Source organism: Methylobacterium sp. OAE515, from assembly GCF_041806315.1.
GTDB classification, from domain to species: domain Bacteria; phylum Pseudomonadota; class Alphaproteobacteria; order Rhizobiales; family Beijerinckiaceae; genus Methylobacterium; species Methylobacterium tardum.
Genome location: NZ_JBGMUV010000001.1, coordinates 5,785,145 through 5,800,059 on the forward strand (window position 1 = coordinate 5,785,145; position 14,915 = coordinate 5,800,059).

13 protein-coding genes are annotated in these 14,915 nt (G+C 69.1%); 6 read left to right on the forward strand and 7 right to left on the reverse strand.

Translation table 11 applies throughout. The annotated features are described in order from the left end of the window. The first annotated feature begins 35 nt into the window (after positions 1-35). Complete coding sequence (locus tag ABIE45_RS28280) at positions 36-947, forward strand: LysR family transcriptional regulator (RefSeq protein ID WP_192710938.1); 912 nt, start codon at positions 36-38, stop codon at positions 945-947. 398 nt (positions 948-1,345) lie between these two features. On the opposite strand, the gene ABIE45_RS28285 is transcribed toward ABIE45_RS28280, so the two are convergent. Beyond that, entirely contained in the window at positions 1,346-2,386 is a 1,041-nt protein-coding gene (locus tag ABIE45_RS28285; RefSeq protein WP_192710937.1) for an SDR family oxidoreductase, read from the reverse strand. A gap of 47 nt (positions 2,387-2,433) precedes the next feature. Continuing rightward, the gene (locus ABIE45_RS28290) at positions 2,434-3,198 is read right to left on the reverse strand and encodes an SDR family oxidoreductase (protein ID WP_192710936.1); all 765 of its coding nucleotides are present in this window, start codon (positions 3,196-3,198) and stop codon (positions 2,434-2,436) included. A gap of 98 nt (positions 3,199-3,296) precedes the next feature. Here ABIE45_RS28290 and ABIE45_RS28295 point away from each other — a divergent pair, with 98 nt between their 5' ends. After that, positions 3,297-4,193 carry a LysR family transcriptional regulator gene (locus ABIE45_RS28295; protein ID WP_192710935.1) on the forward strand — a complete coding sequence of 299 codons (897 nt, stop codon included), beginning with the start codon at positions 3,297-3,299 and terminating at the stop codon, positions 4,191-4,193. A 433-nt stretch (positions 4,194-4,626) separates the two neighbouring features. Here the strand turns inward: ABIE45_RS28295 and ABIE45_RS28300 are convergent, their stop codons facing one another. From ABIE45_RS28300 to ABIE45_RS28310, 3 genes are all read right to left on the reverse strand, one after another. Continuing rightward, a complete protein-coding gene (locus ABIE45_RS28300) occupies positions 4,627-5,439 on the reverse strand; it encodes an alpha/beta fold hydrolase (RefSeq protein ID WP_192710934.1) in 813 nt (270 codons plus the stop codon). Between the two features lie 639 nt (positions 5,440-6,078). Further along, the gene (locus tag ABIE45_RS28305) at positions 6,079-6,723 is read right to left on the reverse strand and encodes a hypothetical protein (RefSeq protein ID WP_192710933.1); all 645 of its coding nucleotides are present in this window, start codon (positions 6,721-6,723) and stop codon (positions 6,079-6,081) included. Further along, the gene (locus ABIE45_RS28310; protein WP_192710932.1) at positions 6,720-7,373 is read right to left on the reverse strand and encodes a hypothetical protein; all 654 of its coding nucleotides are present in this window, start codon (positions 7,371-7,373) and stop codon (positions 6,720-6,722) included. Before ABIE45_RS28310 ends, ABIE45_RS28305 begins: the two co-directional genes overlap by 4 nt. A gap of 93 nt (positions 7,374-7,466) precedes the next feature. On the opposite strand from ABIE45_RS28310, the gene ABIE45_RS28315 reads away from it, so the two are divergent. After that, entirely contained in the window at positions 7,467-8,450 is a 984-nt protein-coding gene (locus ABIE45_RS28315) for a hypothetical protein (protein WP_192710931.1), read from the forward strand. A gap of 37 nt (positions 8,451-8,487) precedes the next feature. On the opposite strand, the gene ABIE45_RS28320 is transcribed toward ABIE45_RS28315, so the two are convergent. Continuing rightward, positions 8,488-9,672, reverse strand: a complete 1,185-nt coding sequence (locus ABIE45_RS28320; RefSeq protein WP_192710930.1) for a glycosyltransferase family 4 protein — start codon at positions 9,670-9,672, stop codon at positions 8,488-8,490. After that, positions 9,672-10,712 carry a glycosyltransferase family 4 protein gene (locus ABIE45_RS28325; protein ID WP_192710969.1) on the reverse strand — a complete coding sequence of 347 codons (1,041 nt, stop codon included), beginning with the start codon at positions 10,710-10,712 and terminating at the stop codon, positions 9,672-9,674. Before ABIE45_RS28325 ends, ABIE45_RS28320 begins: the two co-directional genes overlap by 1 nt. Before the next feature lie 93 nt (positions 10,713-10,805). Here ABIE45_RS28325 and ABIE45_RS28330 point away from each other — a divergent pair, with 93 nt between their 5' ends. The 3 genes from ABIE45_RS28330 to ABIE45_RS28340 are packed head-to-tail and all read left to right on the forward strand — an operon-like array spanning position 10,806 to position 14,899. Continuing rightward, the gene (locus ABIE45_RS28330; protein ID WP_192710929.1) at positions 10,806-12,857 is read left to right on the forward strand and encodes an HAD-IIB family hydrolase; all 2,052 of its coding nucleotides are present in this window, start codon (positions 10,806-10,808) and stop codon (positions 12,855-12,857) included. After that, a complete protein-coding gene (locus tag ABIE45_RS28335) occupies positions 12,847-13,731 on the forward strand; it encodes a galactosyltransferase-related protein (RefSeq protein WP_192710928.1) in 885 nt (294 codons plus the stop codon). Before ABIE45_RS28330 ends, ABIE45_RS28335 begins: the two co-directional genes overlap by 11 nt. A gap of 22 nt (positions 13,732-13,753) precedes the next feature. Next, positions 13,754-14,899: a glycosyltransferase gene (locus ABIE45_RS28340; RefSeq protein ID WP_192710927.1), complete on the forward strand. Its 1,146-nt coding sequence runs from the start codon at positions 13,754-13,756 to the stop codon at positions 14,897-14,899. Positions 14,900-14,915 lie beyond the last annotated feature (16 nt).

Here is a 14,915-nt window from a genome sequence, read left to right on the forward strand (position 1 = left end):
ACTTCATTCGTGCTGAAAATCACGGAATTCACGTCATGGCCCCGGACGGACGGCTCCTTGCCGGCATGAGCGTGCTGGCGGCTGTGGTCGAGGGTGGCAGCTTCATCCGCGCTGCGGAGGTGCTGGGCCTCTCGGCGTCCGGCGTGAGCCGGGCCGTCGCGCGGCTGGAGCGGCGGATCGGAGTGCGGTTGCTCGACCGGACGACGCGCTCGCTGAGCCTCACAAGCGAGGGCGCGCGGCTCTACGAGCTCGCCGCCCCGCACTTGGAGGGGATCGAGGCCGCGGCGAACCTTGCATCGGGAACGGCCGGTAGCGTCCGCGGCTTGCTGCGGGCGAGCGTCAATCCGATCTTCTCGCGCCATGTGCTGGCACCGCGGCTGCCCGAGTTCGTCGCGCGCTTCCCCGACCTGACGACCATCGTCGTCCAGCAGCCCGACGCGGGCGATCTCGTCGCCGAGGGTATAGACGTGGCTATCCGCTTCGGACCGCAACCGCCGTCCAGCCTATCCTCACGATTGCTCCTGCGCACGCGCGTCCTCACCGTGGCGGCGCCGGCCTACCTCGAACGGCACGGGCGGCCATCGGCCCCGGCCGCGCTCGCCGGACACGACTGCATCCAATTCCTCGACCCCCAGCGGCGACGTCCATTTGCCTGGGAGTTCCTGCGCGACGGGGAGACGCTGCCGGTCGCGACCAAGGGGTCGCTGACCTTCGCCGACATCAATACGATGATCGCTGCCTGTGTTTCGGGCGCGGGGGTCGCGCAGGTCCTCGCGCTCGGAGTCGAAGGACTGCTCAAGACGGGCGCGTTAGTGGAGCTATTCCCAGACTGGCCGGGTGAGACCTTCCCGCTCCACGCGGTGCGGCCGTCGCGACGGCTGTCGCCAGCGAAGGTCGAAGCCTTCCTCGACTTCTGCGAGGCGATTGCGCGGCCCTACGGGTGCTGAAGCGGCCAGGCACGCCGCGTATCCGGGAAGCGGACCACATGAGGGTCCGGAGAAGGGTCGTGAGCGGGCGGGACGGCAGTGTCCGCTTCTGCCAAATCCCGCTCGTAAGTGGACCGGCGCAAAACCCTTCAACCCCGTTGTGGGGCGCTCAGACGGGTCTCGACCCACAGCAGTCGTTCACGCGCGGCCGTGCGGCTCCCGAAAGCGGACGTATGTCACGGGGCCGTCCTCAGCTCGATGGGAAGGGGATGCGACCAGCGCGGGGCCGGCTGGATGGCTCAGGAAAGATGGTCGCCGCCGTCGCCGCGCAGTACGGTCCCAGTGATTTACGGGTTCGTCATCAGCGCGAGCGCCGCCTCCGCCAGATCTTCCCGCTGACCGTCACGCGGTGCCGGGCGTCAGGGGATCAGTTTGCGCCGGCGCATGTCGTTCAGATGCGCCAGCAGCACGTCGTCCGACCGCTCGTCCATCGCGAGACCCGCGCGTCGGGCCTTGGTCACGTCGAAGATCGCGTCCGCCTCGACATTGAAGATGAAGTCGCCGAACGCGCCCGGGGCGAGGCGGTCGATGTCTGCTTCCGCCAGATTGTTCTTCTCGGCGAGATCGCGCCACACCGGCCGCATCGCGTGCAGCCGCTGTTCCAGCGAGATCGGCTGTGGCTCGCCCACCTCCAGGTCGAACCATGCCGCGAGCCTCGGCCAGACGTGCGACCAGCGGAAGATGTCGCCGTTGGTGATGTTGAAGGCGCCGTCCGCCTCCGTCTCGACCGACCAGAGTGCCGCGCGGCGCAGCACGTCCGCGCCGGTGACGTTCACCAGCGTATCGCGATAGGCGGTTTCGGTCCCGGGGAACTGGAACGCCGTTCCCGTCGCACGGCAAAGCGTGCCGTAGACGCCGATGAGGTTGCCGAGGTTCATCGCCGATCCGAGCGAGTGGCCGATCACGATGTCCGGGCGCAAAGCCGTCCAGCGGATGCCGTCCTTCTCCAGTGACCGGGCGAAGTCCTCGTGCCGGAAATAGAGGTTGGGCGGGAAATGGCGGCTGTCGTCCTCGCGCGCCGGCGTCCTGTAGACGCCGAGCTGCGCGCCGTAGACCTTGCCGCCCTGGATGAAGGTGATCCGCTCCAGGGATGCCCCCGAGCCGCGCAGTGCGGCGACGAGGTTCTCCAGCATCGCGGCGTTCTCGTCGGCCTCCACGCCGGGATCGGCGTTGGGCTTGAGCGCCGCGTAGAACAGGTGCGTGACGCCTCTGAGCGCGTCCGCTGCGGATTCGAGGCTCGCCGGATCGAGCAGGTCCGCCTGGATGTGGCGCCCCTTCGCCAGCGCGGTGCCGTCGCGGTTGAGCGTGGTGACGTTCCAGCCCGCCCCCTCGAACGCGTCGATGGCGGTACGTCCTACGACGCCGGCGCCGCCCGCGACCAAGACATGCTTATCGGCCATGATGTTTCACTCCTGTGATGATCCAAGGTTTTCGCGGGAACGGACGGTCAGGCGACCCGGCCGCCGCCGTCGACGTTCACCACCGTCCCGTTGATGAAGCCGTTCTCCAGGACGGCGAGGGCGGCATGGGCCTCGTCTTCCACTTCGCCGACGCGGCCGACCGGAAGGCCGGCGGCGATCTGTTCGAAGAAGCCGGCGCGGTCGTCCTCGCTCATGCCCGACCAGGTTGCCGAGTTCACGACGCCGGGTGAGATGACGTTCACGCGCTTGGGCTTCATCTCGATTGCGAGCGCGGCTGCAAGGCTTTCCAGCGCCATGTTCACTGCGCCGACGATCGACGAGCCCGGACCCTGGCGGTAGGCCGCGAGGCCGGAGAAGAAGAGAAGGCTGCCTTGCAGGGCGAGATGGGTCTCCGCGGCCCGGCCCAGGTTGATCGGCCCCCAGAACTTCGAGGCCAGCATCCCTTCGATCTGCGCGTCGGTCAGGCCGGCGAAGGGACCGAAGGTGAGGTCCGCCGCCGTCGTCACGATGTGGTCGTAGAGGCCATGCTCCGCGAGCGCCGCCTCGACCTGTGCCCGGTCCGTGACGTCGAGGACGTAGCAGCCTAGCACCGCACCGCCCAACGTCGCGGCGGTCGCGTTCAGCTTTTCCTGGCTGCGTCCGGCGAGCGCGACCTTGGCGCCGCGCGCGGCTGCCATCGTCGCTATCGCCCGTCCGACACCCGATCCCCCGCCGACGATGAAGACCTTCGCGTTGATGAGGGCCCCGAGCCCGTCGCCGCCGCGGGTCGCCTGAGAAGTCGTGTTCGCCATGGGTCCTACTCCAACCTTCCCTCTGATCGGAACATAGCCATTGCTAGGGCTTGAATAATTAGTGCATGCAATAAGGCATCTTTCGTCTGGATCGAATAATGGATCAGTTCAATGCGCTCCGCCTCTATGTGGCCGTCGCCGAGTCCGGCAGCCTGTCGGCGGTTGCGCGCGCGCAGGCGCTCTCGCCATCGACCGTGACGCTTTCCCTGCAGCGGCTTGAGGAACGGGTAGGCGCCCGCCTCGTCACGCGGACGACGCGGCGGCTGTCGCTCACACCGGAAGGGGAACGCTTCCTATTGGACTGCCGCCGCATCCTTGCCGACCTAGATGAGGCGATGGCCGCCGTTGCCGACCAGGGACCGCTACGGGGCGACATCCGCGTGACCGCGACCAACGATCTGGGTCGCAACACCCTCGCACCCCTCCTCCACGACTTCATGGAGGCAAACTCGGGCGTGCAGGTCACGTTGATGCTGAGCGACGGGGTCATCGACCTCGTGGACGACAGCTATGACCTCGCGCTGAGAATGGGGCAGCTCCCCGACTCGGGTCTGACCGCTCGGCTCCTGATGCACGGCTCTCGCAGAGTTTGTGCCGCCCCTTCCTATTGGCGCCGGCATGGCAATCCCGGACACCCGCGCGACCTTGCGGATCACAACTGCATGGTCCTCGCTCGACCGGGTGCGCCGCAGAGCACTTGGCAATTCCAGCAGGATGGCCGCGTATTCGGTGTCCGCGTCCAGGGCGACCGCACGGCGAACGATGGCAGTACGCTGCGCCACTGGGCCATTGCAGGTGCAGGCGTCGTCCTGAAATCCGACCTGGACATCGAAGGGGATCTGGCAGCCGGCCGGCTAGAAACCGTGCTCGACGGCTTCAGACACGGCGACGTGAACCTCTATGCGGTACACCCTGCCGGCCGCCGCCCTTCGCGTCGTGTCGCTGCGCTGATCGATTTCCTGGCAAGTCGCCTCAAAAACCGAAGACATAGCTGAAGATGATATCGTCGCGGTTCTGACTAAATCCGTACTCTAATTCTATGCAGGTAGACGATCCGCCAGGGTTGCCGATCTCGCTACGCTACCTCTCGGCATCTGTAAAAGCGGAGCCGTCACTTCGGGAGGCGTTCAAGAATGGCTGCGTCAGGTCATGAGCGGGAGCGAAAATGACGTCCGCTTCCATGCTTCGGCGCCCCGAAGCGGGCCGGCGGAAATCTACCCTAAGCGGCCATTCCGCAACCGACCCACGATAGGCGCCTATTCAGTCGGTGCGCATCCCCGAAACGCGTCATTAAAACGACCCGCAGCCCTCGTCACCCGCTGCTCACCTGTCCGTTGTCTTCGTGTCCACCACGCGCGTGGCCAGCCCACGCGGTAGGAGCAAGTACCCGCGCAGCCGCTCAGCGCCCTCTTCGGCGCTCAGTCGGGGTCAGCCACCGTGCGTTTGGAGCCACCCTGCGATCTCGCCCACCACCTCCTGTTCAATGCCGTAGTAGCCGTGAGGCGAGAGTGAACCGCAGGCTCTGTCCGAACGCTGCATGCCGCCGCTGACAGCGAGAACGCGAACGCTCGGCGAACGCGTCATGGTCGCGGCGATGCGTGGGGCCATCTCGGGCGGAGCCACGTCGCAGGCATCGTCGCGGTTGACCACGACCAACACCGGAACGCGCACGCCCCCCGGATCAGCGTCGAAGATCGTCTCGGCGCTCCGTCGTCCGGGCACGGACACGGACTCGGTCAACACCAAGCCCGCGATGAGGCCCGACCGGGCGTGCGCAGCCCCGTTCATTGCCGCTATGGTCCCCTGGCTAGTGCCAACCAAGAAGACGGGCGCAGGGGCCTGATCTCGGGCGTAGGCCGCCAGATCGTTCACTAGCCGACCGTAGGCCGGGGAGCTTCGCACGCCCCGCAGGTTCGCCTGATCGACCGTGTCGGGGATGAGTACGGCGTAACCCCTCGCTACCCAGTTCGCTCGCGTGCGGACGACGAAATTGTCCTCGCGGCGCAGGTCGCCGTCGCGCCGAACGCCGATGTCGCCGGAGCCGCCTGGCAGCATGACGAGCGTTGCCCGAGGGTGAGGCGGCGCGTCGTAGAGGACGCGCTGGTCCACGCCGTCCCCGAACGGGAGATCCACCACACGTTCGCCCGCAACGAGGGCCTGCCTAGCCGGTCCGGTCTGGGCGATGACTGGGGCGCCGAGCAGGTTGATGGCGAGGAGCGAGAGGGTGAATCTACCCAGCATCACAGATCCCCTAGACAGACCGACAGGAATGCCCTGATCGATGCATAAAGACTGCACCTGCATTCCTGCAAGTTGTCTGAACAGAATGGTTGAGGGCATCGCTTTACAGTGATGTTACCGACTACAACATTCGTCGTTCGAGAGAGGGGCCTCCTCGCTGTTTTGCGGATCGGTCTCGGGCCGTCGCTCGCGCCATCGGGCTTCTCCGTCTTGCCAATCTTCAAGCACTCTCGCTCGACTGCAGTACGTGGCGGGTAGCCCAACCACCAACTCGCAAGCTTTCGAAGTTCAAAATGATTGGCAAGTGGCCTCAAGGGCGGCGTCTGCTTTTTACGCTTCGCGCTCAGAAGCAGACCGTCACAAAACCACCCATCTGAGACGTTCGTCCGGGCACTGGGCGGCGGCAGATGCTGGCCGAAACCTGCTCTTCCGCTCCAGAATGCCGCCGCCCGAAATGCGGACATTCTTCTTCCAACGCGACGGCGGCCCACTGACACGCCTAGGGTCATACGAGAACGTAGCCCGTAGGCAAAAAGCAGCTTCGAAGCTGCTGTCCGGATAGGTCGTATTTCCTGCGGTCGACCTGATCACACCAACGCTAAAGATGGCTGCGGCTGAGACTGCGTCGGAAGTCCTCCATCAGCTCCGCGTCCATGCAGCATGCACGGCCCCAGTCGCCGTATCCGGCTTCGCCGCTCCGATGAAGATCACGACCGGGCCATGAGAGTCGCGCCGGGGATCATAGAAATCGAGCAGGCCGGGATGGAGGCGCTGGATGAAATGCGGTTGCCGGCCGCTCCGGCGCAGCAGGTGGTCGATGACGACCTGATCGCCGTGCACCGCATTTGGCACGGGACCGCAGGACCCCGGCCTCATCCAGTGGTCTGGGTCGGCCGCGAACGTCTTGTAGAGCGACGTGAGTCCGTCGCCGCACCAGCGCAGCAGCGCGCTGGAGAGACGCCCCGTGTGGAAATAGTCCTCCATCGCGGCGAGGCCGGGCTCTGCCAAAGCGTCGGCCGGGCCGGTCAGCACCGTATCGAGGTCGCACAGGAGTGTCGGACCCGTGCTGAGACCGGGCCGGAACGCCTCCATCTTCGCCCACCATGCGGGCCAAGCGTGCCAGAGCGGGATCGTCTCAACGCCCTGAACGGCCACGGGCAGGTCCGTAAGACAGACGATCCGTTCGAAAGCCGGGGCATGGCGGCGGATGCCGCCTGCGAGACGGGCGACCCAGGTGGCGTCGTAGCGCCCGCCGCCCTTCAGGACGGTGATCAGCGTGGTCATGACGTTATTGCTCGGTCGGAGAGGGGCGGATGCACACGGATGCGTCCGGCCGCCTCGGCGTCGGCGAACCATGCGCGCTCGGCCGCCCAGGGATGACCGGGCCAGCCGTCGAACCCGAAGCCAAAGGCCTGCGCCGGTCTGGCACTCGCCGGGCGGCCAAGTAGCAGCGCGAGCGTCACGAGGAAGCCGGTGCTCGGGTTCGGGCATCCCGCCGTGCGGGGGGTGAGCTGGGTGTGAGCCTGCTGCTGCAGCGTCTCGGAAAGGAGGAGAACCGGGCGGCCCAGCGGTTGCAGTAGCGCTAGAAGCTCGCGGGTCCAGCAGATCGGCTCAGGGACGTTGTGCTCCGCCGGCAGCCTCGGGAAGGGCAGGATGAAGGCCTGCGCGGCGCGGACCACCGGACGCTCGAGGAAGTTCCGGTCCGCCAGCCATTCCCGCGTCTGGCCGCCACGGTTGACCAGTGCGAGATGCGTGATGCGGTGGCCGGCGGCGGCTCCGAAACCGGGCGCATTGTTGAAGCGGACCACGCTGTCCGCCGCATCGATCGCGGGTCCCCATGCACCCGTCCCGGGCGCGTTGCCCACGATGGCGAGGGACCCGTCGGCGGGCAGGCCGGCGCGTCCGGCGGAAAGGGGGTCGACGTCTGGGAGCACGTGCGGCAGGGGTTATGGGAACCGCGAAGGTAAGGCGCGGGCCGGACGCATCCAGGCCTCCCCTGCCTGATCACGGGCGCGGGAGAGGGGATCATGCGGCGGTGTTTCGTCTGTGCGGCCGCCACGATCGGGCCGAGTGACCGGACCCTGTCCTATCCGGATGGTGAGCGCCGCGCCTTCCCGCTGGCCTGCAACGCTTGCGGGGTCCTGCTCGTGGAGAATGGGGATACGGAGGCGTGCCGCGCGCATCTGGCCCGAAGCCTCGCCGGTCCGGTCTTCGCGCCGGACCGGGAAGCGCCCTACGGCCTCGACCTCTACACCCTGCGTAGCGCCGCGACCCTTCGGCGGCTCGGCGCCTGTCCCCGCGACGAGGCCGGCCGCGCGGAACTCCGGCACCCCCACGGTACCCGGGCGGCCGAAGCTGAGCTGTTCGCCCTTGAAGCCGCCGACGGACGCCCGGTGTCCCTTGGCCTCATCTGCCGTCCGGCGGACCGGGACGCGGTCCTGGCCTCGCTGCCGGTGCAGGCTGACTGGACGGACGACGTCGTGATCCTGATCGACGGGCCGGCGCGGGCGGCGGAGTCGGTCATGGTCGCGGGCTTCGCCGCGGGGGCGGTGCGCGTGGCCGGCCGACCCCTGAACGGGGATTTCGCCGCGCAGCGCAATGCCCTCCAGGGCTTCGCCCGCCACGGCTGGATGCTGCAGCTCGACGCCGACGAGTCCCTCGAGCCGGCGACCGGCCGCTTGCTGCCCCCCTTGGCGGCCCTCGCCGAGGCGGAAGGCGTGGTCTCCGTTGGCCTCGCCCGGGCGAACCGGGTCGACGGTGTCCTCTCGGACGTCTTCCCGGATGTCCAGTATCGGTTGAATCGCACCAGTCTGCTGTACGCCGGTCGCGTCCACGAGCGCCCTGTTCTCGACGGCGGCTGGCCGGGGAGTCTCATCGCCCTGCACGGTTGGATCGAGCACCGCCTCAGTTCGGCCCATGTGCGGGCACGTTCGCGACGCTACGAGGCGCTCGATCCCGGTCGCGGACGTCTGGAGGAGGAGGCCGCGCTGCTGCGTCCCTACACAGACTGACGGGTCGGAGCAGGCCGGATCCGCGGCGGCTGCACGATTAGCCGCCGCGCGCCGCCGCGATCGCCCGTTCGTAGAGCGCCAGGGTCTCGCGCCCGAGGCTCGCCCGGCTGAAGCGCCCGGCCGCCGCCAGGGCGCGGGCGCGATAGGCGCGGCGCAGGTCCGGATCGGTGAGGAGCGGGCGCAGGGCATCGGCGAGGGCCGGTCCGGTCGCTGCCGAGGCCAAGGGACCGGCGCCGGGCGCGCCGACGAAGGCGCGGGCGCTCGCATCCTCGGCGCAGGCCACGACCGGTCGGCCGTAGGCGAGCGCCTCCTGGTAGACGAGTCCGAAGCTCTCGTAGCGCGAGGGCGCGAGCACCGCATGGGCCTCGGCATAGGCCTCTGACAGCGATAGGCCGTCGATCCGACCCCTAGCCTGTATGTGCCGCCGCGCAGCCTCGGGCAGATCGGCCGGGAGATCGTCCGGCGGGACCCCGACGAGGTCGAGCCGAAAGGCGGGCAGCGCGCCCTGCGCATGCTCGGCACCGAGGATCACGGCTGCGTCGAGAAGGGCGCCGAACCCTTTCCGCGCCTCCGCCCGCCCGACGAAGAGCAGGCGGACCGGTTCCGCCGCCTGGGGATAGGCGGCGCCGCGAGCGGCAGCGTCGACTTCGGGGGGAAGGCTGAGACCGATCACCGCTTCGGGCTGCCGTCCGGTCAGCCCATAGGCCGGAGCGATCACCGCCCCGTGCGCCGCGGTGTTGGCGATGAGCCCGGCGCTTCCCGCGGCCTGTCGGCGCTCTAGGCCGTCGGCCATCCAGCCATCGAGGCGGTTCCGCAAGCTGGCGGCCGGGTCGCGTGTGAAGGCGGCCGGCGTCGAGCTGCGGGTCACCAGCGGGAGGTCTCGACGGCCGGCCAGCAACGCGGCCGGCGCGTACCAGTTCGTCGCCTCGACGACGTCGAACGGCGCCTCGTCGTGGGCGGCGAGGACGGCGAGCCGGAAGGCGAGCGGCGCGGCGAGATGACCGGCCGAGCCCCAGAGGCGCAGGCGCGCCAGGGGACTTCCGGGCGTCAAGGCGAGGCCCGATACCGCGACGCCGCCCGTCCGTTCATGTCCGGTCCGGTCGAGGGTGAAGACCGTCACCTCTGCGCCGGCCTCCGCAAGGCTCTCGGCGATCTCCCGGGCCGCGGTCGACAGGCCGCTCGGGGATGGTGGGTAGTCCCAGGTCAAAAGGGCTGTGCGCATCAGGCGGCGAGCAGGCGCTGGTAGAGGGCCAGGTAATCCCGCGCCATGCGCTCGGCGGTGAACCGTTCCTCGAATCGGCGGCGGACTGTTGCGCGGTCGAGCTGCCCGATCCGGGCGAGGGCTACGACCGCCTCGGCCTCGCTGGAGACGATGAAGCCCGTGACCCCGTCCTCGACGATCTCGGGAACCGAGCCGCGGTCCCAGGCGACCACGGGGGTCCCGCAGGCCATCGCCTCAATCATCACGAGTCCGAAGGGCTCGGGCCAGTCGATCGGGAAGAGGAGCGCCCGGGCGCCGCCCAGAAGCTCGCCCTTCTGATGGTCGTCCACGGGTCCGAGATAGGTCGCGTCGGCGCTCAGCAGGGGGCGTACGCAGCGGTCGAAATAATCCGGGTTGCCGACATCGATCGTGCCGCCGAGCCGGATCGGCAGGCCGGCGGCGCGGGCGACGCGGATCGCCACGTCGGGCCGCTTCTGGTCGGTCATGCGACCTACGAAGGCCACATGGTCGTCGGGCACGGCGCACAACTCGTAGCGCGTTCGGTCGATGCCGTGATGCACGATGCCGGCCCGGTTCGCAGCCGGAACACCAGCCGCCTGCGCGGCCGAAATCGCCGCCACGGGAAGGTCGGGGAAGCCCTGAAAGAAAAGCGCCCGGTCGAGTTCGTCCACCCGCCAGTGGATGGTGGTCAGGCTGTGCGGGCGACGCGCGCCCAGGAGAGCCGCATGCGCGAATTCGCCATGGCAATGAACGATGTCGAACGCGTCCAGCCGCCGGCGAAGGGCCTCCAGCTGCAGGGCGTCCAGGGCGGCCGGTACCCCGGGTGCGACGCGCCCGTATTGCCGTTCCAGAGCCGCGAGGCTCGGATAGTCGCCGACGCGCGGCAAGTCTGTCGCACTGTCCGAAGAAGCAAACAATGTTAGTTCCACGCCCAAGCTTCGTAGCGCCGTGCTGAGATCGTGCACAACCCGCTCGGTGCCGCCGTGATGGCCTGGGGGAACGGGAAATATGTTCGGAGCGACCTGCGCGACGCGAAGCACGGCAACCTCTTTACATATGTTAAGCCGGGGCGCGGCAATCGCTTTACATAAGTTAAATATCCAGGGCCGCTCGAGAGCCGCAGCGTACGCCTGATGTTCGTCCTGCATATCGCCCTGCAGGGCTGCCTGCGCGGCGACGGCGTCATCTACGGGCTCACCGCCGACACCGGCGGCCATATCCGCTACCTGCTCGATCTGGTTTCAGCCTCGGTGCAGGACCGCGATCTCACTCGGATCGTGGTGGCGACCCGTCTGTTTCGCGGCTCCCTCGGCGCCGCCTACGCCGTGCCCGAAGAGCCGATCGCCGACAAGGTCACGCTCGTGCGGCTCGCGAGCGCGTCCCCGGACTACCGCGCCAAGGAGGCGATGCACGCCGAGGTCGCGTCCTTCGCCGAAAATCTCATCGGCTGGATCGCCGCCCAGGACCGGCCGCCGGATCTCATTCACGCGCATTACGTGGACGCGGCGACGGTGGCCGCCCTGGTGGAGGATCGCCTTGGCATCCCTTTCCTGTTCACGGCCCATTCCCTCGGACGCGTGAAGGCGACGATGCTGGGCGCGATCCCCGTCCAGCCCGATCTCGCGCGCCGAATCGCCGCCGAGGAGGAGGCGCTGGCGCGGGCCCAGCTCGTGATCGCCTCCTCGCGGGACGAGGCCGAGGTGCAGTACGCCGGCTATGCGGCCTACGATCCCGGGCGCGTCCGCGTCCTACCGCCGGGAAGCGACCTCGCGCGCTTCGCCGCGGCCAAGCCGCATCCCCGGGTCGACGCCGCGATCGACCGCTTCCTGAACGATCCGGACAAGCCGGCGATCCTGGCACTCGCCCGGCCGGTGGCGCGCAAGAATCTCGCGGCGCTGGTGCGCGCCTACGGCGAGAGTCGTGCGCTCCAGGCCCGCGCCAATCTCGTGATCGTCGCCGGGACTCGCGACGACATCGATACCCTCGACGGCGACATGGCCACGACCATGCGCGACCTCCTCGTCCTGATCGATCGCTACGACCTCTACGGGCGCGTCGCCTACCCGAAGACGCACCGTCCGGAGGACGTGCCGGCGATCTACGCCCATGCTCGGGCCCGGGGCGGCCTGTTCGTCAACCCGGCCCTCAACGAGCCCTTCGGCCTGACGCTGCTGGAGGCTTCGGCCGCCGGCCTGCCGCTGGTCGCCACCGACAGCGGCGGCCCCAACGACATCGTCGAGACCTGCGGCAACGGGCTCTTGGTCGATCCACGCGCCCACGGGGCGATCGCGGAAGCGTGCCTGCGGATCCTGGGCGATCCAGCCCTCTACGCACGCTGCGTTGCTGGCGGCGCCCGGGCGGCTGCGGCCTACGATTGGGACCGGCACGCCGCGCGCTATCACGTCCTGCTGCGCGCGCTGCTGGCCGCGGAGCCGTCCACCCAAACACCCCGGCAACTGCTCGTCTGCGACATCGACAACACACTGGTCGGCTGCGATGCAGCCATGGGGATCTTCCGCCGGTGGCGCAGCCGGCAGGCGGGGCTGGCCTTCGGCGTCGCAACCGGCCGGTCCTTCCACAGCGCGATAGCTGTGCTGGAGCAACAGGACAGCCCCCGGCCGCAGGTGATGATCACCTCGGTGGGGTCCGAAATCTACCACCTCGACGCCAACGGCGTGACCTACACGGCGGACGCCGCGTGGCGCCAGATTATCGCGCCCGGCTGGGATCGGCCCGCCGTGCGGGCGGCGCTCGACGGGCTCGACGGGCTGATCCCCCAGGGTCCTCTGGAGCAGCGGGTCCTGAAGCTGAGCTATTTCGGTGATACCGCGGCCGAACGGCGCGTCCGCGCGCGCTTGGCAGAGGCCGGTATCGCCGCGCGTGTGATCCACAGTCATGGACGGTATCTCGACGTCCTGCCCGAGGCGGCCTCGAAGGGTACTGCCGTCGACCACGTCCGGGCCCTGTACGACCTGCCGGAGCACGCCGTGTTCGTGGCCGGCGATTCCGGCAACGACATCGAGATGCTGGGCGCCCGGGTGCAGGCGATCATCGTGGCGAACTATTCTGACGACCTCGCAAGCCATGCCGCCCTGAAGCACTCCTACGTGTCCCGCCGGACCCACGCCCGGGGCATCATCGAAGGGGTCTCGCACTTCCGCCGGATGCTCGCCGATGTCGGCTGAGCACGGGGGTGGGCCGGCTCCCAGCGTCCTGACCCTGGTCCGCGGCCGGACCGACCGCCTGCGCAACCTGATGCAGGGTCTCGCCCGCCAGACGCTGCCCCCGCGCGAACTCGTCATCGCCTGGATGCAGTCGGAGCGTGCGCCGGACCTGCCCGATCCGGGCTGCCCGGTTCGGCACCTCCACGTGCCGGGCGAGCCGATGCCGCTGGCCGCCGCGCGCAACCGGGCCGCCGAGGCAGCGCGCGCTGAACTCCTCATCTTCCTCGACGTGGATTGCATCCCGTCGCCGACTCTGACGGTCGCCTATGCGCGGGCCGGCGCCACGGTGCGGGGGCTGTTCCTCGGCGAGGTTTTCTACCTTCCGCCGGGGGCGGGCGCCGGCGACTCCGAGCCGACGGTGCTGGACCGCCTCGGCCGGGCCCATCCCGCCCGGCCCGCCCTGCCCGAAACCGGCCTGCGGCCGGAGCCGGATGCCGGCCAGCTCTGGGGCCTGTCCTTCGCCCTGCCGGCCGCGGCTTGGGGCGCAGCCGGCGGCATGGACGAGGCCTTCGTGGGCTATGGCGGTGAGGAGACGGACCTTGCCGCCCGGCTCGCCGCCTCCGGGCTGCCAACCTTCTGGGTCGCGGGCGCCCGCGCCTATCACCAACACCACCCGGTCCACGTCCCGCCGCTGCAGCATTTCGCGCCGATCCTCGCCAACGCGACGCGCTTCCGGGCACGACACGGGCGCTGGTGCATGACCTACTGGCTCGGCCAGTTCCGCGAGGCCGGGCTGATCGACTGGGACGCCGACGCACCCGCGATCCGCCTGATCCGCCGGCCGACCGGACCCGAGATCGCCGCGGCCCTGCGGCCCGACGCCCTGTTCTCTTGAGATCGAGCCCGACCCCACCGCCATGAAGAAGCCGATCGCGTTCTTCGTTCATCACCAGGGCCGCGGCCATGCCAACCGCACGATGGCTGTAGCCGCCGAGTTTGCCCGTGACCGGGCCGTCTCGGTGCTGACCGCCGATCCGCACCTGTTCGACGGCTTCGGCCGCGACATCGAGATCGTGGCGCTGCCCAACATGATCGGCGCCGCCGTGCCGACGGCGCGCCTCTACGCCGAGCCGACGCCCCAGGTGATGCACTGCGTCCCCCTGGGTCTCGACGCGATGCGCCGGACCATGCGGGCTATTCTCGACCATCTCGACGAGCGCGGAATCGGCCTGTTCGTGGTCGATGTTTCGGCGGAGATCGCGCTGCTCGCGCGCATCGCCAGCGTGCCGGCGGTGCAGATCCGCATGCACGGCGACCGTTCCGATATCGGCCATGTCGGTGCCTACGAGGCCTGCGTCGGGATGCTCGCCCCCTTCGACGAGCGCTTGGAGCAAGACGAGTACCCGGCGCACCTGCGCGCCAAGACCTTCTACAGTGGCGGCCTGTGCACCAGCGTCGACCGGGTGCCGGAGCGCGCAGAGGCCCGCGCCAAGCTTGGCCTCGACCCTCAGCGCGAGATCGTCGTGGCGGTGACCGGCGGCGGCGGCAGCGGCACGCCCTATGCGCCGCTCACGGTCGCAGCCCGCGCCGAACCCGATGCCCTGTGGCTCACGCTCGGGCCGACCCATCGCGAGGGCCACGAGACCGATTTCTCCAATCTGCGCGAACTCGGCTGGGTGCCGTCTGTGACGGACTACCTCGCCGCCGCCGACATCGTGATCGCCTCGGCGGGCGACAATACGGTCCATGAAGTGGCCCGCGTCGGCGGTCGCCTGATCGTCATGCCGGAATGGCGCTACTTCGCCGAGCAGACCCGCAAGGCCGAGGCGCTGGTCCGCCTCGGGGCCGCCGTGCAAGCCCCCATCTGGCCCGGCGATCTCCAGGGTTGGCGCGACCTCCTCGCCCGAGCCCGCGCCCTGGATGGGACCGCCCTGCGCGGCCTCTATGCCCCCGAAGCCGCCGCCCGCGCCGCCGGCTGGCTCGAAGAGCTGACCGACGCGCTCTGGGACCTTGGACCCGCCGGGGTCGAACCCAGCCCGCTTCAGGACATCGCGGCCGAATGAACGCCTCCCTCCCCCC